The following is an 18199-nucleotide window of genomic DNA, read 5'->3' as shown; positions in this document are numbered from 1 at the left end:
TCCGCGGACGGGAATGTGCGGGCCGTCTTGATCGTTGAAGGTTCGAGTCCCACCTCCCAACGTAAGGATCGACCGCTCGTGAGCCAGGTCCCCTCCCTCACCCTCAACAACGGCGTCGAGATGCCCCAGCTCGGTTTCGGAGTCTGGCAGGTGCCGGACGACGAGGCCGCGAAGGCGGTCGCCACAGCCATCGAGTCCGGGTACCGCAGCATCGACACCGCCGCGATCTACCGGAACGAGGGGGGCACCGGCAAGGCCATCGCCGCCTCCGGTGTCGCCCGCGACGAGCTCTTCGTGACCACCAAGCTGTGGAACAGCGAGCAGGGCTACGACTCGACGCTGCGCGCGTTCGACGCCTCGCTGGACAAGCTCGGTCTCGACTACGTCGACCTGTACCTGATCCACTGGCCGGTTCCCGCCAAGGACGCGTACGTGGACACGTACCGGGCGTTCGAGAAGATCTACGCGGACGGCCGCGCGAGGGCCATCGGCGTGTCGAACTTCCTCCCCGAGCACCTGGAGCGGCTGCTCGGCGAGACCTCGGTCGTTCCCGCGCTCAACCAGATCGAACTGCACCCGCAGCTCCAGCAGGCCGAGTCCCGCGCGCTGCACGCCAAGCACGGCATCCTCACCGAGGCCTGGTCGCCGCTGGGCTCGGGCAAGGGCCTCCTGGAGGTTCCGACGGTGGTCGCGGTCGCGCGGAAGCACGGCCGCACGCCCGCTCAGGCGGTGCTCCGCTGGCACCTCCAGACCGGCCATGTGGTGATCCCGAAGTCCGTGACCCCGTCGCGGATCGCGGAGAACATCGACGTGTTCGACTTCGAACTGGACGAGGACGACCTGGCCGCGTTCGCGGCACTGGACGAGGGCAAGCGGCTCGGCTCGCATCCGGGTGAGTTCAACCTCGGCGCCTGAGCCGGCGGGGCAGCTGTGACGTTTCATCGCTGATGCGGCAAGGAGGGTCCGCCGTCCGGCCAGTGGCCGGACGGCGGACCCTCCTTGCCGCGCTCAGGCCTTGCGGCCGAGATGGAACGTCCGGGCCAGCAGCAGGAAGGTATCGGTGCGCCGGTGCAGTCCGGCCGGGTCCTCGGGGTCGGCCAGCCGGTCGAGTACCGCCTTGTCCTCGGCGTCGAGCCGCTCGCCCAGGGTCTCGCGGCGCCGGGTGAAGTTGTCGATCACGTGGTTGCGCGCCACGTCGGTGAGGGGCGCGGGCAGGTCGAGCAGGAAGCTCCGGGTGCCCTGCGGGTCGAGGCCCACGGCGGCGAAGAGAGCGGCCCAGTTCTCGGTCTCCCGCTTGGTGCCGGGCAGGTCGGCCCGCATCTGCTCGAAGCTCTCGGCCTGGATCACGTCGAGCCGCTCCTCCAGACCGGGCCGGCCGAAGCCGATGTCGCGCGGGAGGTGACGGGGCTGCAGCCCGCCCTCGACGAGGGCGACGGTGCCGCCGGGACGCAGCAGTGCGGCGAATCCGGCCAGTGCGGCTCGCTGGTCGCCCATGTGGTGCAGCGCGTTGCCCGCCCAGATGAGGTCCGCCTCCCCGGCGCGGTCCAGCTCCGCGGGGAGGTCCGCGTGCAGGGTGGTGACGCGGTCGCCGAGCCCGAGCCGCTGCGCGCGGTCGCGGGTGCGCTCCAGCAGGGCCGGGGTGCCGTCCACCGCGACGACCTCGGCCTCCGGGAACACCTCGGCGAGCAGGCAGGTGACGACGCCCGGTCCGCTGCCGATGTCCAGGACCCGGCGGACCTCGGGAGCGCCGGGCAGAGCGGCGATCCAGCGGGCCGCCTCCGTGTACTGGCCGGTGCTGAGTTCGGCGTTCTTCTCCAGCAGCGGGCCGATGGCGTCCCAGTCGGGATCGGAGCCGTGATGGTGGGCGTGGCCGCTCTCGTGCCGGTGCCCGTGGCTGCTGTCGTGGTGGTGACCGTGACCGGTGTCGTTGCTCATGGGGACAGCCTCACCGCACAGCAGACCACGGGCAAATCTTGTTGCCGGTCCGGCAACGCCGTTCCGTTCCAGTGGCCCTGCGGCTTCCGTTCCGGTGGCCCCGCGGGCCGACCCCGCGCACCCGCTTGAAAGCGGTGCTGAAGGCGAACGCCCGGCTGTGGCCGACCTTCCGGGCCACCGCCTCGGCCGTCGCGTCCGCCTCCCGCGGCAGATCCGCCGCGACGGCGAGGCTCCGGCCCGTCAGGTACGCCGTCGGGGGCTCCCCCACCGGTCCGGTGCGGCGGCGGGCGAGCCCGGCCCGGGAGACTCCGGTCCGGCGGGAGCGGCGGCTGTCCGGGTACGGGCGGCCTCAGGCTCGACCGGCACTCCGCGCACGGAGTCGACACGAGCGTGGAGGCGGCCTCGGTCCACGGGCGGGACGGACGCCGATCATGTCAGGGAGATCAGGGCGACGATGCTCTTGCCCCCGGGATGGACGGAGACGGACACCTGCTTCGTGAGCCGGCGCACCAAGACCCAGCCGTAGCCCCCGATACGGCCGACACCGGAAGAATCAGCGTCGGTGTCGCCGGTGACCGGCAGTTCCCGGCTGGCGTCCGCGACCGCGAGGCGGAGCCCCTCGTCGGTGAGTTCGGCCGAGAACCCGGTGAGTCCGCCGCCGTGCCGGACGGCGTTGGTCACCAGTTCCGACGTGACGAGCAGCGCGTCGGCCACGACTACGTCAGCCGCCAGCCCTTCGCCGACCAGCCCGCAGAACTGTGACGTCAGGAGCTGCATGACGGCGTCGCGCGCCGCTGCCGCATTCTCCGGAACAGGTGTAGTCACGGACTCATCCAACCCATTGGCCGGATTCGTACCGCAGTCTGCCAAATCTCGTTCCCCGTGCATCGTCTTCACCGCTTGCCCCGCCAGCCCCCGTCTACACGCAGCTCCGGCGGACCTGCGCCCCTCATCCGGTGATCGCCGCATCGACGTCGTCCGCGAACCGGAACACACCAAGGGTGCCGGTGACCTCGAACAGGCGGCGCACCTTCATGCTCAGCGGGCCGGCCACCACCAGGGTCACCCCCGCCTGGTCGTGCTTGCGCTGGCCGTGCAACAAGGCGTGCAGGCCGGCGGAGTCGGCGAAGTCCACGCCGGACAGGTCCACCACGGTCCGCCGTCCTCCGGCGCCGGCCACTGACGTCAATGCTTCGACCAGTTCGGCGGAGCCCGCCCAGCCGTCCAGGCTGCCGCGGACCCGGATCAGCACGACACCGTCGCCGACGGTCTCCAGGACCGAGCCCGCTTCTTCTGACCCACGCGATGAGGGATCTCTCATAGTTGCCACACGGCAATCCTTACAGAGCCGAACAAGCGTTCTGCAACCTGCCCGTGAAAAGAGTGACGTCCGCCCGCGTAGTCTCCAGGATCTCGCAGCCCTGCCCTGCCCCGGCCCGGTCCGCTGAACGGCAGACGTGCCATGGTGGGCGAACCGACTCGGCCGCGCCCAGCACGCGCACGGCGAAATACCCCGGCGCGGTCGTCGCCGGATAGTCCGTGGTCATCCTCGCATCCGGCGCCCCGGTGCATGTCCGTGCGTGGATACGGCTGGTTCTGTGCGGCTCCGTCCGGGATGCGGCTGGTTGCCAGGGGGCGGCTCCGCGAGAGATGGTTGCCTACAGGCAACCGTCCGTCTAGTTGATGAGGTGAGGGATTCGCCCAGCGGATCCTCGATATTTGGTCTCCACCCACACGCAAACCGTCGCGAGTTCGGACTCGGATCTACTCTGGGGGCGAGCACCGTGTCCGGTGCTCGTCGCTGACGCGCAGAGCGTCGTCGAGTGGCGTAACGAGGCCGCCGAACTCCTCTTGCCCGCAGCGGCCTCCGGGACACGTCTGACGGACGTGGTGCCGGAGTGGCTCGCCAGCGCCCATCACCAACTGGGGCACCCAGGTCCTCGCGCCGTCCCGGACGTGCCGCTGTCCGGTTCGATCGCCGGGCGCCGTTTCGAGGCGCACCCGACTGTGCGCGACGACGGCGCGGTGGCGTGGTGGCTGATCGATGACACCGATCACCAGCTGGTGCGGGAAGCCCTGCACATGGAGCGGGAGCGGACCGCCTTCCTCGCGAAGTCGTCCAGTGCTCTGCTGTCCTCCCTCAATCTGGGGCGTTGCATGGATGTGACCGCGCAGATGGCGGCCGAGAGCCTGGCCGATGCGGCGCTGGCCATCGCGCCTGCCCGTGGGCACCGGCTGCCGGTGGTGACCTGTCTGCGCGGCGGTGTCCCCACGTTGTCGCAGGAGACGGTGGATCCGGATGATGTGCCGGGGCTCGGCGAGGCGTTGCGCGGGTTTCCACCCGTGCCCTCGCGGTGGATCGATCCGGCGGTGGCGCCGTCGTGGATGGTGCCCGAGGGATTCGGGCCGGTCGGCTCGATCGTGATCACTCCGCTGCCGGGGCACGGCGTTCCGGCCGGAGCCCTGGTCCTGCTGCGCAAGGCGGAGAGCGTCGCGTTCAGTGACGAGGAGGAGGTCTTTGCCCGGCTGTTCGCCGCACGCGCCGGGGCCGCGATGTCGGCGGCCCGCCTGTACGCGGAGCAGACCGCGATCACCGACGTGCTGATGCGTGAGCTGCTGCCCCCGGCCCTGCACCAGATCTCCGGAGTCGACTTTGCCGGGCGGTACCGTCCCTCAGAGGACCACGAGCGGATCGGGGGTGACTTCTACGACGTGCACCCCGGCGCCGTCGAGGGCACAGCGTCCCTCGTCACGCTCGGGGATGTGTGCGGCAAGGGCCTGGAGGCCGCCGTCCTGACGGGCAAGATCCGCAACACGCTCCACGCGCTGCTGCCCCTGGCGGACAACCACGAACGCATGCTCGGCCTGCTGAACACCGCCCTGCTCAGCTCTCACCACACCCAGTTCGTGACCTTGGTGCTGGCCTCCGCCGAGCGCCGGGGCAGCGAGGTCGACCTCAAGCTCACCAGCGGCGGCCATCCGGCCCCCCTGATCATCCGTGCGAACGGTGACGTCGAGGAGGCGGACACCGCCGGCGCCCTCATCGGAGCCATGCCCGACATCTTCGCCCGAACCGCGGCGGTGTCCCTGGCCCCCGGGGAGTCCTGCGTCCTGTACACCGACGGCATCACCGAGGCCAAGGGCGGCCCGATGGGCGGTGACCTGTTCGGCGAAGAGCGTCTCAAGCGCGCGCTGACCGGGTGTGCGGGCATGCCCGCCGAAGGGATCGCGGAGCACGTGGAGATGCTGGCCGCGCAGTGGCTCGGCGGACGCCGGCACGACGACATGGCCGTCGTCGTGATCTCCGCTCCGCGCACTCGTCACTTGAGCGCGGTCAACGGGCACACACGGGGCAGGTTCACCGCATGAGTACGAACACCGCACCCCGGCTTCCGCACGACGCACACCTTCAGCAGCTGGCGGATGAGGTGTGGGACGCCGTCTCCGCCTCCGACGAGTACGCCGCCACCGAGCTGGTCCTGCGCGCACTCGACGAGGGCTCCGACCCGGAGAGTGTGCTGCTCGACGTCATCGCGAGGGTGCAGGGCAAGGTCGGAGAGGAATGGGCGGCCAACCGCATGACCGTCGCCCAGGAGCACGCGGCGACCGCCATCAACGAACGGGCCGTCGGCGCGGTGAGCGTGCACCCCGCCGCCCGCACCGCCGTCACCCGCGGCCGGATCACGGTCGCCTGCGTGGACGGCGAGTGGCACGCCCTGCCCGCCCGCCTGCTCACCGAAGTGCTGAAGCTGCGCGGCTGGAGAGTGGACTACCTCGGCGCCCAGGTCCCCTCCCCGCACCTCATAGCCCACCTCCACACCACCCGCGCCGACGCGGTCGCCCTCTCCAGCTCGATCGCCACCCGGCTGCCCACCGCACACGCCGCGATCACCGCGTGCCAGGCCATCGGCGTCCCGGTCCTCGTCGGAGGCGCCGCCTTCGGGCCCACCGGCCAGTACGCGAAGCTGCTGGGCGCCGACGCCTGGGCACCCGACGCCCGCAGCGCCGCCGACCGCCTCGCCCGCGGCCCGCTGCCGCGCCCGCTCCCCGACCACCAGCAGTTCGACGACCTGCCGCACCTGGGCGACCAGGAGTACACCCTGATCGCCCGCAACAGCGCCTCCCTGGTGCGGACCGTCTTCACCGCGTTGGAAGCGGCGTTCCCGGCCATGGCCGCCTACGACGATCTGCAGCGCGAGCGCACCGCGGAGGACCTCGCGCACATCGTGGAGTTCCTGACCACCGCCCTCTACCTGGACGACGAGGACCTCTTCAGCTGGTTCATCACCTGGACCGCGCACATCCTCGTCGCACGCGGCGTACCCGCGCAGAGCCTGCCGCCGGCCCTGAATCTGCTGGCCGGCGAGCTCAAGGACTTCCCGCGGGCCCTGCGGATCCTCCAGCGCGGGACCGACACCCTCGCCGCCGCCCGCGCCGCGGCCGGGACCACGGCATGAACCCACCGTCCTCCGCCCACTTGCGCCTGACCACGGTCGATACCCGGGACAGAGTGCGTATCGAGCTCCACGGCGACCTCGACTTCGACAACGCCGACGTCCTCCTTGAGGAGGTCACCACGCAGCTCTCCGCGCGGCCCGGCCTGAAGGACCTCCACCTGCACTGCGGCGGGCTCGGATCAGTCGACTCCACGGGCCTGTCCATCCTGCTGATGATCGGCCGCCGCACCTCGGCGGCCGGGGTGCGGCTCCACCTGGACGACCGCACTGTCCGGCTCGACCGGCTCCTGATGGTCACCGGTACCCTCGACTACCTCACAGCACGTCTCCCCAACGGCGTCCCAGAACCTTGGACATCGGAGGAGAATGTGAGGGCGGCCCGCCCCACCGGACCTGACGGCACCACCTGAGACATACGCCGGCCGACCACCGGACAGAAGCACACCACCGACGGGTGATCATGACTGAACCGGATGCCGCCCCCAGCAGGATCTGGCACGGGGCAACCCAGTCCGCGAGCAGCATCACGGAACTCCTCGACGTGATGTGGGAGCACGCCAGGAATTCCACCAGCCACGGCACGGCCCCCGGCTCCACGTCCCAGCTGCGCCTGATGTACGTCGTCGACCGCGAGGACGGCATACGGATGCGCACGGTGTGCCAGCAGCTCGCTTCCGCTCCGCCGACGGTGACCCGCATGTGCGACCGGTTGCAGGCCATCGGCTTCCTGGAACGCCTGCCGTGCCCCGACAGCGGCCGCGAGATCGCGCTGCGACTGACCCCCACGGGCAAGCGTCATCTCCAGCGCATCCGGGAACAGCGCGACAGCATGCTCCACCGGGCCATCGACACCATGCCGTCCACCGAGCGCCGGGCCCTGGCCCGGGGACTCGCCGGGCTGCACAGGCAACTCGGTGCGGCCGACGGCGAGGAACACTACAGACCCGTGGCCCACATCCTGGTCTGACCTCTCCCGCGCCGTCCCTGAACGCGGAGCACCAGGCCCCGGCGGCGGGTTCCGCCCGTCACCGTGTTCCGTCACGGCGCCGCGCCTTCCAAGGGCTCCGGCCCGTCCGGTCACCTTGACCGAACCCACAGCCCCCGGACTGCCCCGACGCGAAGAGAGGCAGGTCTGGCTTGGCCGCCTCTCGTACGGCCCGGCCGGTATGCCGACTGGGAGTCGTCCGGTCCCGTCGTTAGGTGCGATGATCGGTTTATTCCAGTGTGAGGAGGAGCCCTGTGCAGGTTCCGACGTCGAGCGTGCAACTGTCCGAGGGCTCCGGGCGATGTGCGGTGTTGGTCATTTCAGGCGACGTCGGTCGCGATCTGATTCCCGCGATCCGGGCGGCACTCGACGAACTGATCGCCGAAGGCAGGGTGCGGATCGTGCTGGATGTCCAGAACATCACGTTCATGGACTCCGCCGGCCTGGGAGTACTGGTCTACGGCATGCGCAACTCCGAAGCGGAACAGGGCGGTCTACGACTGGCCGGGGCAGGGATGCAGGTGCGCCGGCTCTTGAACCTCAGCGGCCTGGACGAGGTGATCAGCGTCTTTCCCGACGTCGACGCCGCTCTCGCTTCCTGGGTCCTCTGATCTCCCCCGCAGGTCTCCGGCCTGCTGTTTATCCCGCGAGCAACGGGAAAAGAGAGCCGGATGGAAAGCTCTGAAGTGGGTGCAACCGCCGTCCCCCTGGTGGGCGATGCGTTGATGTCCGAGCTGTTCGTCGGCGCATGCGCCGGAATGTACGCCGTGGATGCCCAAGGCGTCGTGATCGCCTGCAACCCCTGGGCGGAGCGCCTGCTGGGGTACGCCCCGGGCACCCTGATCGGTGTCAACGCGCACCACGCCCTGCACCCCCACCCGGGCGACGGGCTCACTCTGCCCGCCCAGCGCTCCGTCCTCGAAGACGTCGCCCTGGGCAAACGCTCCAGCGGCGACCGGGCGGTCCTGCTCCGGGCGGACGGCAGCGCGCTCCAGGTCTGGTGGAGCGCGGCCCCGCTTCCCCCCGGGGCCGGACACGGCACCGGAGCCGTGGTCGTCTTCCAGGACGCCTCCGCGCAGCGTGAGCGTGACGGCCAGCGAGCTGACCGCTACGCGCACAGTGAGACGATGCGCGAGCAGGCCGAATACGACCTCGCGGAGATCGCCTGGCTCGGCGAGCTGACCCTGGCCATGGTCAGCACCCTGAACGCGGACGAAGCGCTGCGCCGTCTGGTACGGCTCCTGGTGCCACGCCTTGCGGACACCGCGGTCATCCACCTCGGTGAGAGCTGCGCACCCGAACGCAGAGCGTGGGCCCACCACACACCGGACGTGCTGCCCGCACACCCTTCCGACGCCCACTCCCTTCCCGACGCGCCCGCCCATACCGAGGCACTGCGGCGAGTGATGCGGGGTGCCGGAGTCCAGCACGTCGCCCCGCCCGCCGACGGCTTCGACGCGGACCTGCTCGGTGTGGTGGAAGCGGCCGAGACCATCGTGGTCCCGCTACGACTGCGCGCCACCACATTCGGAGCCCTGACGCTGAGCCGCTCCGCGGCCACCCCGCCGTTCCACGAGGCGGACCAGGCCGTGGCCGAGGAGGTGGCCCGCCGTGCGGCGCTGGGGCTCGACAACACCCGGCTGCACGCGGCCCAGGCCGACATCGCCGCCACGCTCCAGCGCGCCCTGCTCACCGACCTTCCCGACGTCCCCGGCCTGGAGCTGGCAGCGCACTACCAGCCCGCTCAGCATGCCGCGGAGGTCGGCGGCGACTGGTACGACGCGTTCTCCCTGCAAGGCGGCGACACCGCACTGGTCATCGGTGATGTCACCGGACACGACATCAAGGCCGCTTCCCGGATGAGCGAGCTGCGCAACATGCTCCGCGCCCTGGCGGTGGACCGCCCGGAGGAGAGTCCGGGCCGGATCCTGCGACGTCTGGACACGGCCCAGGCCCGGCTGGCCCTGGCCGACTCGGCCACCACCGTCCTCGCCCGACTGAGACCCGACGGCACGGGCTCCTGGAATCTGGCCTGGTCGGCCGCCGGGCACCCGCCACCCCTGCTGATCACTGCGGACGGCAGTACCACCTACCTCACCGGCGGGAAGTCGCTCCTGCTCGGCGTCCGCCCCACCACGGAGCGCCCCACCGCCGATATCCGGCTCCCCCTCGGGGCGACACTTCTGCTCTACACCGACGGGCTGATCGAATCACGGTCCCAGAGTCTCGACACCGGGATGACCCGCCTGCGCCAGCACGTCACCACCCACCAGCACCTGCCGCTCGCTCAGCTCTGCGCGCAGCTGGCCGACGAACTCGGCGACACCCGCGACGACATCACGCTCATCGCCGCCCGCATCCCACTCTCGAACTGACAACCGACTGGGGCCCCCGGAGCCCGCGGGCACGCACCGCCGGCACCTGGTCTTCGACGCAGCGCCGGGCGGCGAGGTACAGGCCGCGCCGACGGAGACCTGGACGTCTCCGATGATCACGTCAGCCCGCTCACGGCTGTCCGCCCCACCGGCCGGAACAGGCAGGCGCTGCGCTCTCCATCCGATGCGTTGACCACCGCGGGGCCCAAGCGGTCCGGCCGGCGGCGGAACGTGACTCCAAGCCGTGCGCCGCTTCCCGTACCGGTCGGGCGGCGTTCTCTTGCGTGTGCCGACGGACCGCCCTACTATCCTGAACATGTTCACTGAACGAGTTCAGTCACGCGCGGCGAAGCGCGAGGCGACCCGGCTCAGAGTGCTGTCATCGGCCGAACGGCTCTTCCGTGAGCAGGGGTTCGGCTCCAGCACGATCCGCCAGATCGCCACCGACGCCGAGGTGAGCACCGGGACCGTCATGTCGGTCGGTGACAAGGACGCGCTGCTCGTCGCCATCTTCGACACCTGGATCGCCGGCGTGCACCACGGCCGGGAGGCCGATCACGAGCGGGGCGCCGGGACACCGCTCTCCCCCGCCTCCGCGGCCCGGAAGATCCTGGATCTCGTCGAACCCTTCATCAGCTACTTCGCGCTCGACCTCGAACTGTCCCGCGAATACGCCGCGGTCATCGTCCGGGGCACCCATGAGTCGGAGGTCTTCCAGACCCTCGCCCGAGCCCTGCTCGCCGAACTCGAAACGCTCCTGGCCCGCACACCGCTCACCGCGACCGCTGCGGGCGCCGGCGCGCGCACCCTCTGCTTCGCCTACCTGGGCATCCTCATGACCGTCGGCAACGGCGCTCTCGACCAGCGGGGCGCGATCACCCAGTTCCAGGAAGTCATCCAATTCGTCGTCGACCGCGAAGGAACACAACGATGATCAGCACTCCCGACCCATGGTGGCCGACCGCCCTGCTCGCCCTGGTGCTCCTCTCCGACGCGGCCATGTCCGTGCGCCCCCCGGCGTTCATCCAGCAGTGCCTGGAAGGAGTGCGCTTCCCCCGCGACTGGTGGTGGGTGCTGGTGGTCGTCAAGTTCCTGGCGGCGGCCGGCCTCGCCGCCGGACTCCGGTACGAGGGTGTCGCCGTGACGACCAACGTCGCGGTGATCGGCTACTTCCTGTGTGCCGCCTACGCCCACTACCGGGCGCGATTCCTCAAGCAGGAGTTCTGGCTGAACTGCCTGGGGATGCTCGCGCTGTCGACAGCGGTCCTCTTCGTCTCCCACTGGTCCACGCTCTGACCGGAATCGGCCCCCGCCGTCGCCCGGTCACGATTGCCAGCAGCGATGAGGGGCCATAACTTGCCGTTATGGAGCTTGAGTTGCGCCATCTGCGTACCGTCCGTGCCATCGCCGACACCGGAAGTCTCACCAAGGCCGCCGCCGCGCTCGGCCTCGCGCAGCCCGCGCTGAGCGCACAGCTGCGGCGGATCGAGAAGGCGCTCGGGGGCCCGCTGTTCGACCGGGACCACACGGGTGCGCGGCCGACACCACTGGGCGAACTGGTGCTCGAACGGGCTCGGGTGGTGCTGCCCGCCGTCAGTGAACTCCAGGCGGAGGCGGTGCGGTTCGCCAACGCGCGAGGGGCCATGGAGCGCTTCCGGCTGGGCGGCACGCACGGTCCGCTGCTCGGCGGGCTCGTGGACCGGCTGGCGACGGCGCACCCGGCCGCGCCGGTATCCACGTACACCAGCTGGTCGGTGGCCGAGATCGCGGGCCAACTAGTCGACGGGAGGCTTGACTTCGCGCTCATCGGCGCCTGTGGTGAGAGCCCGCCGCCGGTGGCGGACCGGCTGACGTGGCAGGTCGTCGGGATCGATCCGGTCTTCGTGATGCTGCCGGAGGACCATCCGCTGGCCGGGGCGCCCGAGCTGGAGCTCTCCGCGCTGGCGGAAGAGTGCTGGGCCGACGTGCCGGGCGACGGCTGTTTCGCGGACTGCTTCGTGGGCGCCTGCGCGCGGGCGGGCTTCAGCCCGGTGTCGGTGTACGAGACGGACACCGTGTCGGTGGTCCATCTGGTGCGGGTGGGGCGTGCTGTCGGGCTGTGCCGGGCGACGTTCCCGCCGACACCCGGCGTGGTGACCCGTCCGATCACCGGCTCGCCGCTGAGCTGGCGCCATCTGCTGGGCTGGCATCCGCGCTCCGCGGCGGCTTCGGCGGCGGCCGCCGCGGTGAGCGGCCACACCCGGGCGGCGTACGCGGAGGCGGTGGAGCGCAGCGAGAGCTGTGCGCGCTGGCTGGCCGCGCATCCCGGCTTCGGCGCGGTGATCTGACGGTTCGCCGGCTCTGGCTACCGCGCGCCGTGGCCCGGGGCGACGGCCGCCACCCTGGCGGCGAGGGACAGGTCCTTCTCGGTGACCTTCCCGCCCGCGTCGTGGGAGTTCACCGAGAGCGCGACCGTGTCGTACCCGAGCGTCAGATCGGAGTGGTGGTTCAGCTCGTCCTGGATCTGGGCGACATGGACGGTGAGCCCGGCCGCGGCGAAGTGCGACGGGAGCCGGTAGGCGCGGGTGATCCGGTCCCCCTCCAGCGTCCAGCCGGGCAGTTCGCGCAGCCGGTTCTCGATCTCGTTCCTGGGCAGCGGTTCGGCGGGCATACGGGGGCTCCCTCGCTCGGTGGCAGGTGCCCGTGACGTTACGGTCTCGGTATGACAACTGTCGCGCTTGACACGGGGGTAGGGCCGCTGCTGCGCAGCTGGCGGGAGCGGAGCCGGATCAGCCAGCTGGAGCTCGCGCTGCGGGCCGACTCCTCCGCCCGGCACATCTCCTTCATCGAGACGGGCCGCTCCCGCCCCAGTGAGGAGATGGTCCTGCGGCTGGCGGAGCACCTGGACGTGCCCGTGCGGGAACGCAACGCCCTGCTGGTGGTCGCCGGTTACGCCCCCCGCTACACGGAGACCGCGCTCGACGACCCGGCGATGGGCGCGCTGCGCGAGGGGATGGACCGGCTGCTCCAGGGGTACGACCCGTATCCGGCGCTCGTGGTGGACGGCATGTACAACGTGGTGGCGGCCAATGAGGGGATCGCCCGGATGACGGCCGGGGTCGCGGAGCACCTGCTCGCCCCGCCGCTGAACGCGATGCGGCTCACCCTGCACCCGGAGGGTCTGGCCCCGCGGATCCGCAATCTGCGCGAGTGGCGGGCCGATCTGCTGGCGCAGATGGAGCGTCAGATCGCCCTGGTCCGTTCGGCGGAGCTGCGTGAGCTGTACGAGGAGGTCGCGGGCTATCCGGTGGAGCCGGGGCCGGCCGGCCGGGAGTGGGAGGAGCCTTCGTCGTCGGTGCCGTTCGCCCTGCCGCTGCTGATCGAGCAGGACGGCCGGCTGCTCTCGTTCATCGCGTCCATCGCCACGTTCAACACGCCGATGGACGTGACGGTCGCGGAGCTGGCCATCGAGACGTTCCTGCCCGCCGACCCCGGCACCGCGGCGTATCTGCGGTCGCTCGCGTCCTGACGGTCACTTCTTGCGGACGGGGCGGGTCCACGGGCCGTCGTCCCGCGCCAGGACCAGAGCGGCCAGGCAGACCACCGCGAGGATCGCCACGGCCAGGACCAGCGGCAGCACCGGATGCCCGTGCAGCACGGCCACGGCTCCGACCAGGGCGCCGGCCAGCATGGCGGCGGCCGAGAGGATCCGGCGGCCGGCCCGGCTGCCGCCGCCCCCGGCGAGCCGTCCGTCGGAGGCGATGCCGGTGATGGTCAGCGTCAGCACGGTGGTGGTGAGGTCGGGTACGGCGAGCGCCCGCGAGACGGCGTTCTGCACGCCGAGGCCGAGCGCGAGCAGTACGACGAGGGCGAACCGCACGCCGCCGTCGTACGGGCTGCCGGAGATCAGCGTGACGACCAGGGCGGCCAGCACGCACAGGGTCTCGACGTACAACGCGTGCAGCAGCATGCGGCCGCGGTGGGCGTGGGAGTGGTGGACGAGCAGGCCGCCGGTCAGCGCTCCGGCCGCGAAGGCGGCGAGCGCGACGAGTGAGGCGGCCAGCGAGAAGCCGGGGGCGCCGGCGAGCGCGAAGCCGGAGAAGACCACGTTCCCGGTCATGTTCGCGACGAATACCCGGCCCAGTTGCAGGTAGCTGACGGCGTCGACCAGCCCGGTGACGACGGTCAGGGCGAGCATCAGCGGCGGCAGCGGCCCGTGCCGGTCGTTCATGTCCGGTACGAGGGTGGTCCACGCCTCACGCAGCACGACGGGCACGGGCACGCTCCGATCACGACGGTCATGGGGTGGCTGACCAGGATTGTGCCGTTGCGCCCGGTACGAATACCACGACCGACGCGCCCCGCCCCCGCACCGCCCGGACGGTGCGGGGGCGAGACCGGCCAGCGGGCGGCCGGGCTACACGCGCGCCCCGTTGTCGAGCGGATCCCGGCGTCCGGCGCCGGACCGGCCGCGCGGGGCGTCCTTCCGGACGGGCGGCGGCGCCTTGCTGCCGCGTTCCAGGAGAAGCGCGGCCGGCACCGCGGTCATGACGGAGGAGTACGTGCCGACGACGATGCCGATCAGCAGGGCGAGGGCGAAGTCCGCGAGCGAGTCCCCGCCCAGGACGGCCAGCGCGACGAGGATGAACAGGGCGCCCATCCCGGTGTTCACGGTTCTGGGGACCGTCTGCAGGACGGCCCGGTTCGCCACGGCCCCGAGCGGCTCCCGGCGGGCCTTGGCCCACAGCTCCCGCACCCGGTCGAAGACCACCACCGAGTCGTTGACGGAGTAGCCGATGACGGTGAGGAGCGCCGCCAGGAAGATGCCGTCCACGGTGCGTCCGAGCCAGGCGAAGGCGCCGACCAGAACGATCACGTCGTGCACCAGCGCCCCGACCGAAGCCACCGCGAACGTCCAGCGGAACCGGACGGCCAGATAGACGAGCTGGACGAGTACGGCGATGGCCAGGGCGATCAGCGCGTTGCGCCGCAGCTCGTCGCCCAGGCTGGGGCCGATGAGCTCGTCCCGGACCTTGGTGGTCGCGCCGCCCTCCTCCGCCAGCGCGGCGCGCAGCGCGTGTTCGCCCGCGTCGTCCAGTTCCCCGGTCCGCACCGAGATGTCGCCCGCACCCGCCGTGGTGACCTCCGCGTCGGCGAAGCCCGCGCCGGCCAGCGCGGAACGGGCCGTCTCGACGTCGACCGGACGGCTGGTCGCGTACTCGACGAGGCGGCCCCCGGTGAACTCGACGCCGAGGTTGACCCCGCGCACCAGGATGCCGGTCACCGCCACGGCGACCAGCACCGCGGAGATGAGCAGCCAGCGGCGCGGCGACCCCATCAGCTGGGGATCGCGGCGGTTGAGCCAGGTCCGGACCCGGCCGGGGCTCGCGATGCCGTTGACGCCCCGGTAGGTACCGACGAACGTGGAGCCCGCGGCGATCTCGGTGAGGGCGCGGGCGATGACCAGCGCGGAGAACATCGACGCGAGGACGCCGATGCCGAGCGTGACACCGAAGCCCTTGACCGGTCCTGAACCGAGGAAGAAGAGCAGGCCCGCCGCGATCAGCGTCGTCACGTTGGAGTCCGCGACGGCGCTCCAGGCGTGCCGGAAACCCGCGGTCAGCGAGGTGCGCAGGGAGCGGCCCGGATGCTGGGCGTGTTCCTCCCTGGCCCGTTCGAAGACCAGCACGTTGGCGTCGACCGCCATGCCGATGGCCAGGACGAATCCGGCGAGGCCGGGCAGGGTGAGCGTGACACCGAGCGCGACGAGCGCCGCGTACGAGATCACTCCGTAGGCGCCGAGCGCGACGGCGGCCAGCGCGCCGAAGAGCCGGTAGACGACGGTGACGAACAGGGCCGTGGCCGCCGCGCCGATGAGTGCGGCGCGGGCGCTGGCGTCGATGGCGGCGGCGCCGAGCGTCGGGCCGACGGTCCGCTGCTCGACGATCTCGACGGGCACCGGCAGCGCACCGCCCTGGATCAGCAGGGCGAGTTCGCGGGCCTCGTCGGCGCTGAAGGAGCCGGTGATCTGGGTGGAGCCGGAGGGCAGGCCGGTGCCGCAGCCGACGGTCGGGGAGACCTGCGGCGAGGAGATGACCTGCTGGTCCAGGACGATGGCGACCCGGCGCCGCTCGTCCTGGACCGGGTGGCAGGCGGCCTCCCCCGTGAGCCGGGTCCAGTCCCGGCCGGCGTCCTTGTGGAAGTCCAGCGAGACGGACCAGCCCGCGCCCTGCTGGGCGTCGAAGGAGGCGGAGGCGTCCTTGACGCCCGCACCGGACAGCGCGGCGGGCCCCAGCGCGAGGCGGCGGCCCTGCTCGTCGGGGAGCGTCGTCCCTTCCCCGGCACCGGAGCCGTCGGTCGTGCCGGGTCCCTGTACGGCGTGGAAGGTCAGCTGGGCGGTTCTGCCGATGACCTCGGCGGCCTTGCGCGGGTCCTGGACGTCCGGGAGTTCGACGATGATCCGGTCCTCACCGGATCGGGTCAGGGCCGGTTCCGCGACGCCGAGTGAGTCGATGCGCTTGCGCAGCACCTCCAGGGTGCGGTCCGTGCTCTCCCGGTCCGCCTTCGCGGTGCCGGAGTCCTTGGCCTGGAGCACCATTCTGGTGCCGCCCTGGAGATCGAGTCCGAGTCTGGGGGACATGGTCAGCGTGATGAGCACGGCGACGAGCAGGACGGCCGCAGCCAGAACCGCCCGCACCGTGGTGGCGCGAGTCATGGGGTTTCCTCCGAGGGGCGCCGGGGCCCTCGGGCTCTCGCCTTGGATCAGGGCGCCGCGGCAGGGGTACGGGACGGGACCGGTGACAGGTCCCACGGCCGGTGAACGGCCTCACCCGGAGGCCCGCGCACACCGGGAAGCGCGGCGCGGAAGCGGTCGGCGGCGGCCGGGGGCGCGGCCAGGGCGGATGCGGGGCCGGGGAGCGGCGGCAGCAGGCCGGGCGGGCGCGAGAGCGGGGCACCGGGCCCTGGCGGCGGCAGGTACTGAGGCGTACGGGGGTGTTCGGCGGCGGCCCAGGGCTGGGGCACGGTCACCGGTACCGGCGGCAGCCGTTCGGCGGCGGCGCGCGTACGGGGGCCGGGATCGGGGCCGGGGATGGCCCGGGGGGCGGCAGCGGCACCGGACCGGACCAGGTCCCGGCCGGACCGCCGGGCTCCGGCCGGATGGCCGCCGGGGGACGCAGGTACGGCCGTGACACCCGACCTGAACAACTCCCCGTCGGACCGCCGGGTTCCGGCCGGATGGCCGACGGGGGACGCAGGTACGACCGTGGTCCGGGCGGACAGCCCGGCTGCGGCGGCGGGCCCACCGCCCGCGACAGTGGCGGTAGCGGTGACGGTGACGGTGAGGACGGCAAGGAGCAGCGCGGCGAGGTACCGCCGCACCGGAGCCGTGCGCCGGAGGTGCGCCTGGGCGTCCGGCCGGTCCCGTGGCCGCGCGTCGCCCCGGGACGCCCCCGAGAGGGGGGTCACCCGGCTCGGCCGGGCAGGGCCGGTGCGACGGCGGCGTGGCGGAGCACGGAGCTGAGGACCAGCCCGGCCCCGCGCACGACGGTGGTCGCCGGGTCGTCCGGGAGCCGGACCGGGACGCCGAGGCGGACCGCGATCCGGTTGGTGACGTCGGGCCGCAGCGCACCGCCTCCGGCGAGCAGCGGGCCCCTGCGCAGGGCGCCGAGCACGGCGCCGTGGCGGTCCTCCTGCCACATCGCCATGATCATGTCCAGGACGGCCCGGACGACGGGAGTGGGCGGGTCTCCCGGGTCCAGATCACTGAGCCCGGTCTCGGCCAGCCGCGCGTCGCGGACCAGGCCGCCCACCAGGAGCGTCGCCTCGGTCAGTTCGGCGCCGATGTCGACGACGAGCAGCGGCCCGCCGTCCTGCGGCCCCGCGCATGCGGCGGCGGCCCTCGCACTGTCCAGGACGATGACGCTCGACGGGCCGAGCGCGCCGACGATCTCCCGCGCGGCGGCGCGGTGTTCGGCGCCCGCGAGTACGGGATGGCTGAGGACGATCACGGTGTCGCTGCGGTCGGCGCCCAGTGCCGCGTCCGCGATACGGCCGAGCATCCGCCCGCAGGACTCGGCGTCGACGATGCGTCCGCGCCGGACCGGTCCGCCCCGGCCGTACTCACCGCCGGGGCCGTTTCCGGTGTCGGACACGACACCCTGCCCGGGAAGCCAGGCACGGGTGCGGGAGCTGCCGAGGTCGAGCGCGAGCCCCCGGGTCACTCCCCGGTGCTGCCGGTGAACGGAGCGGACGTGCCGCTGTCCGTCGCGCAAAGAACGCATCGCCCCTCACCCCGGCCTGCTCTCGCAGCCGTTCACACACCCATTGACCCGCTGATAGCGAGGCATGACCGAGCCCTCACTATGCAATAGGCAGGCAAAGAAAGCCACTCCTGCGCAAAATCAAAGGACTGATCCCTCGGTTCCCCAATCCTGCGGTCGTCCGGCCCCCCGATCGCCCGGTCCCCC

At 71.9% G+C, this 18199-nt stretch carries 19 protein-coding genes and 1 pseudogene; 11 read left to right on the top strand and 9 right to left on the bottom strand.

The annotated features are described in order from the left end of the window. Positions 1 to 78 precede the first annotated feature (78 nt). Entirely contained in the window at positions 79 to 915 is an 837-nt protein-coding gene (locus ACIP89_RS33130; protein ID WP_402118070.1) for an aldo/keto reductase, read from the top strand. Between the two features lie 93 nt (positions 916 to 1008). Here the strand turns inward: ACIP89_RS33130 and ACIP89_RS33125 are convergent, their stop codons facing one another. The 4 genes and pseudogenes from ACIP89_RS33125 to ACIP89_RS33110 all read right to left on the bottom strand — a co-directional run bounded on the left by ACIP89_RS33125 (position 1009) and on the right by ACIP89_RS33110 (position 3256). Continuing rightward, positions 1009 to 1935: a class I SAM-dependent methyltransferase gene (locus ACIP89_RS33125; protein ID WP_402118068.1), complete on the bottom strand. Its 927-nt coding sequence runs from the start codon at positions 1933 to 1935 to the stop codon at positions 1009 to 1011. Further along, positions 1932 to 2251, bottom strand: a pseudogene (locus tag ACIP89_RS33120) (helix-turn-helix domain-containing protein); the annotation flags it as partial. The gene ACIP89_RS33125 and the pseudogene ACIP89_RS33120, both read right to left, overlap by 4 nt. A 113-nt stretch (positions 2252 to 2364) precedes the next feature. After that, the gene (locus ACIP89_RS33115) at positions 2365 to 2760 is read right to left on the bottom strand and encodes an ATP-binding protein (protein WP_401927425.1); all 396 of its coding nucleotides are present in this window, start codon (positions 2758 to 2760) and stop codon (positions 2365 to 2367) included. A gap of 124 nt (positions 2761 to 2884) precedes the next feature. Then, positions 2885 to 3256, bottom strand: a complete 372-nt coding sequence (locus tag ACIP89_RS33110) for an STAS domain-containing protein (RefSeq protein ID WP_402118134.1) — start codon at positions 3254 to 3256, stop codon at positions 2885 to 2887. A gap of 470 nt (positions 3257 to 3726) precedes the next feature. Here ACIP89_RS33110 and ACIP89_RS33105 point away from each other — a divergent pair, with 470 nt between their 5' ends. The 9 genes from ACIP89_RS33105 to ACIP89_RS33065 all read left to right on the top strand — a co-directional run bounded on the left by ACIP89_RS33105 (position 3727) and on the right by ACIP89_RS33065 (position 12079). Further along, complete coding sequence (locus ACIP89_RS33105; protein WP_402118066.1) at positions 3727 to 5304, top strand: PP2C family protein-serine/threonine phosphatase; 1578 nt, start codon at positions 3727 to 3729, stop codon at positions 5302 to 5304. Next, positions 5301 to 6392 carry a B12-binding domain-containing protein gene (locus ACIP89_RS33100; protein ID WP_401927421.1) on the top strand — a complete coding sequence of 364 codons (1092 nt, stop codon included), beginning with the start codon at positions 5301 to 5303 and terminating at the stop codon, positions 6390 to 6392. Before ACIP89_RS33105 ends, ACIP89_RS33100 begins: the two co-directional genes overlap by 4 nt. Before the next feature lie 53 nt (positions 6393 to 6445). Beyond that, on the top strand, positions 6446 to 6802 hold the full coding sequence (locus tag ACIP89_RS33095) for an STAS domain-containing protein (protein ID WP_402118064.1): 357 nt from the start codon (positions 6446 to 6448) through the stop codon (positions 6800 to 6802). Between the two features lie 50 nt (positions 6803 to 6852). Beyond that, positions 6853 to 7359: a MarR family winged helix-turn-helix transcriptional regulator gene (locus tag ACIP89_RS33090; protein ID WP_402118062.1), complete on the top strand. Its 507-nt coding sequence runs from the start codon at positions 6853 to 6855 to the stop codon at positions 7357 to 7359. Between the two features lie 272 nt (positions 7360 to 7631). Beyond that, a complete protein-coding gene (locus tag ACIP89_RS33085; RefSeq protein WP_401927415.1) occupies positions 7632 to 7988 on the top strand; it encodes an STAS domain-containing protein in 357 nt (118 codons plus the stop codon). Positions 7989 to 8063: 75 nt separating this feature from the next. Then, positions 8064 to 9752, top strand: coding sequence for a SpoIIE family protein phosphatase (locus ACIP89_RS33080; protein ID WP_401932946.1), 1689 nt, complete (start codon positions 8064 to 8066; stop codon positions 9750 to 9752). A gap of 316 nt (positions 9753 to 10068) precedes the next feature. Then, positions 10069 to 10686: a TetR/AcrR family transcriptional regulator gene (locus ACIP89_RS33075; protein ID WP_402118060.1), complete on the top strand. Its 618-nt coding sequence runs from the start codon at positions 10069 to 10071 to the stop codon at positions 10684 to 10686. After that, positions 10683 to 11048: a DoxX family protein gene (locus tag ACIP89_RS33070; protein ID WP_401932940.1), complete on the top strand. Its 366-nt coding sequence runs from the start codon at positions 10683 to 10685 to the stop codon at positions 11046 to 11048. Before ACIP89_RS33075 ends, ACIP89_RS33070 begins: the two co-directional genes overlap by 4 nt. 68 nt (positions 11049 to 11116) lie before the next feature. Then, positions 11117 to 12079 (top strand): LysR family transcriptional regulator, encoded by a 963-nt coding sequence (locus ACIP89_RS33065; protein WP_402118058.1) that lies wholly within the window; start codon positions 11117 to 11119, stop codon positions 12077 to 12079. Between the two features lie 17 nt (positions 12080 to 12096). Here the strand turns inward: ACIP89_RS33065 and ACIP89_RS33060 are convergent, their stop codons facing one another. After that, positions 12097 to 12402: a 4a-hydroxytetrahydrobiopterin dehydratase gene (locus ACIP89_RS33060; RefSeq protein WP_401927403.1), complete on the bottom strand. Its 306-nt coding sequence runs from the start codon at positions 12400 to 12402 to the stop codon at positions 12097 to 12099. Between the two features lie 51 nt (positions 12403 to 12453). Between ACIP89_RS33060 and ACIP89_RS33055 the strand changes: the two genes are divergently transcribed. Beyond that, a complete protein-coding gene (locus ACIP89_RS33055; RefSeq protein ID WP_402118056.1) occupies positions 12454 to 13260 on the top strand; it encodes a helix-turn-helix domain-containing protein in 807 nt (268 codons plus the stop codon). A gap of 3 nt (positions 13261 to 13263) precedes the next feature. Here ACIP89_RS33055 and ACIP89_RS33050 read toward each other — a convergent pair whose 3' ends face one another. The 4 genes from ACIP89_RS33050 to ACIP89_RS33035 all read right to left on the bottom strand — a co-directional run bounded on the left by ACIP89_RS33050 (position 13264) and on the right by ACIP89_RS33035 (position 18004). Further along, positions 13264 to 14007: a YoaK family protein gene (locus ACIP89_RS33050; RefSeq protein ID WP_401927873.1), complete on the bottom strand. Its 744-nt coding sequence runs from the start codon at positions 14005 to 14007 to the stop codon at positions 13264 to 13266. Positions 14008 to 14148: 141 nt separating this feature from the next. Further along, on the bottom strand, positions 14149 to 16446 hold the full coding sequence (secD, locus tag ACIP89_RS33045) for a protein translocase subunit SecD (RefSeq protein ID WP_402118054.1): 2298 nt from the start codon (positions 16444 to 16446) through the stop codon (positions 14149 to 14151). Positions 16447 to 16493: 47 nt separating this feature from the next. After that, the gene (locus ACIP89_RS33040) at positions 16494 to 17198 is read right to left on the bottom strand and encodes a hypothetical protein (RefSeq protein WP_402118053.1); all 705 of its coding nucleotides are present in this window, start codon (positions 17196 to 17198) and stop codon (positions 16494 to 16496) included. Then, complete coding sequence (locus ACIP89_RS33035) at positions 17195 to 18004, bottom strand: rod shape-determining protein MreC (protein WP_401927871.1); 810 nt, start codon at positions 18002 to 18004, stop codon at positions 17195 to 17197. Before ACIP89_RS33035 ends, ACIP89_RS33040 begins: the two co-directional genes overlap by 4 nt. Positions 18005 to 18199 lie beyond the last annotated feature (195 nt).

Origin of the sequence: Streptomyces sp. NPDC088730, assembly GCF_044751215.1 — a bacterium.
Lineage (GTDB): Bacteria > Actinomycetota > Actinomycetes > Streptomycetales > Streptomycetaceae > Streptomyces.
This window is presented reverse-complemented; position numbering and strand designations above follow the sequence as displayed.

Excerpts from the sequence above, each read along its gene's own strand:
- ACIP89_RS33125 (WP_402118068.1), bottom strand. The coding sequence starts at position 1,935 with ATGAGCAACGACACCGGTCACGGTCACCACCACGACAGCAGCCACGGG.
- ACIP89_RS33110 (WP_402118134.1), bottom strand. The coding sequence starts at position 3,256 with ATGAGAGATCCCTCATCGCGTGGGTCAGAAGAAGCGGGCTCGGTCCTG.
- ACIP89_RS33100 (WP_401927421.1), top strand. The coding sequence starts at position 5,301 with ATGAGTACGAACACCGCACCCCGGCTTCCGCACGACGCACACCTTCAG.
- ACIP89_RS33090 (WP_402118062.1), top strand. The coding sequence starts at position 6,853 with ATGACTGAACCGGATGCCGCCCCCAGCAGGATCTGGCACGGGGCAACC.
- ACIP89_RS33075 (WP_402118060.1), top strand. The coding sequence starts at position 10,069 with ATGTTCACTGAACGAGTTCAGTCACGCGCGGCGAAGCGCGAGGCGACC.
- ACIP89_RS33070 (WP_401932940.1), top strand. The coding sequence starts at position 10,683 with ATGATCAGCACTCCCGACCCATGGTGGCCGACCGCCCTGCTCGCCCTG.
- ACIP89_RS33065 (WP_402118058.1), top strand. The coding sequence starts at position 11,117 with ATGGAGCTTGAGTTGCGCCATCTGCGTACCGTCCGTGCCATCGCCGAC.
- ACIP89_RS33060 (WP_401927403.1), bottom strand. The coding sequence starts at position 12,402 with ATGCCCGCCGAACCGCTGCCCAGGAACGAGATCGAGAACCGGCTGCGC.
- ACIP89_RS33055 (WP_402118056.1), top strand. The coding sequence starts at position 12,454 with ATGACAACTGTCGCGCTTGACACGGGGGTAGGGCCGCTGCTGCGCAGC.
- secD (WP_402118054.1), bottom strand. The coding sequence starts at position 16,446 with ATGACTCGCGCCACCACGGTGCGGGCGGTTCTGGCTGCGGCCGTCCTG.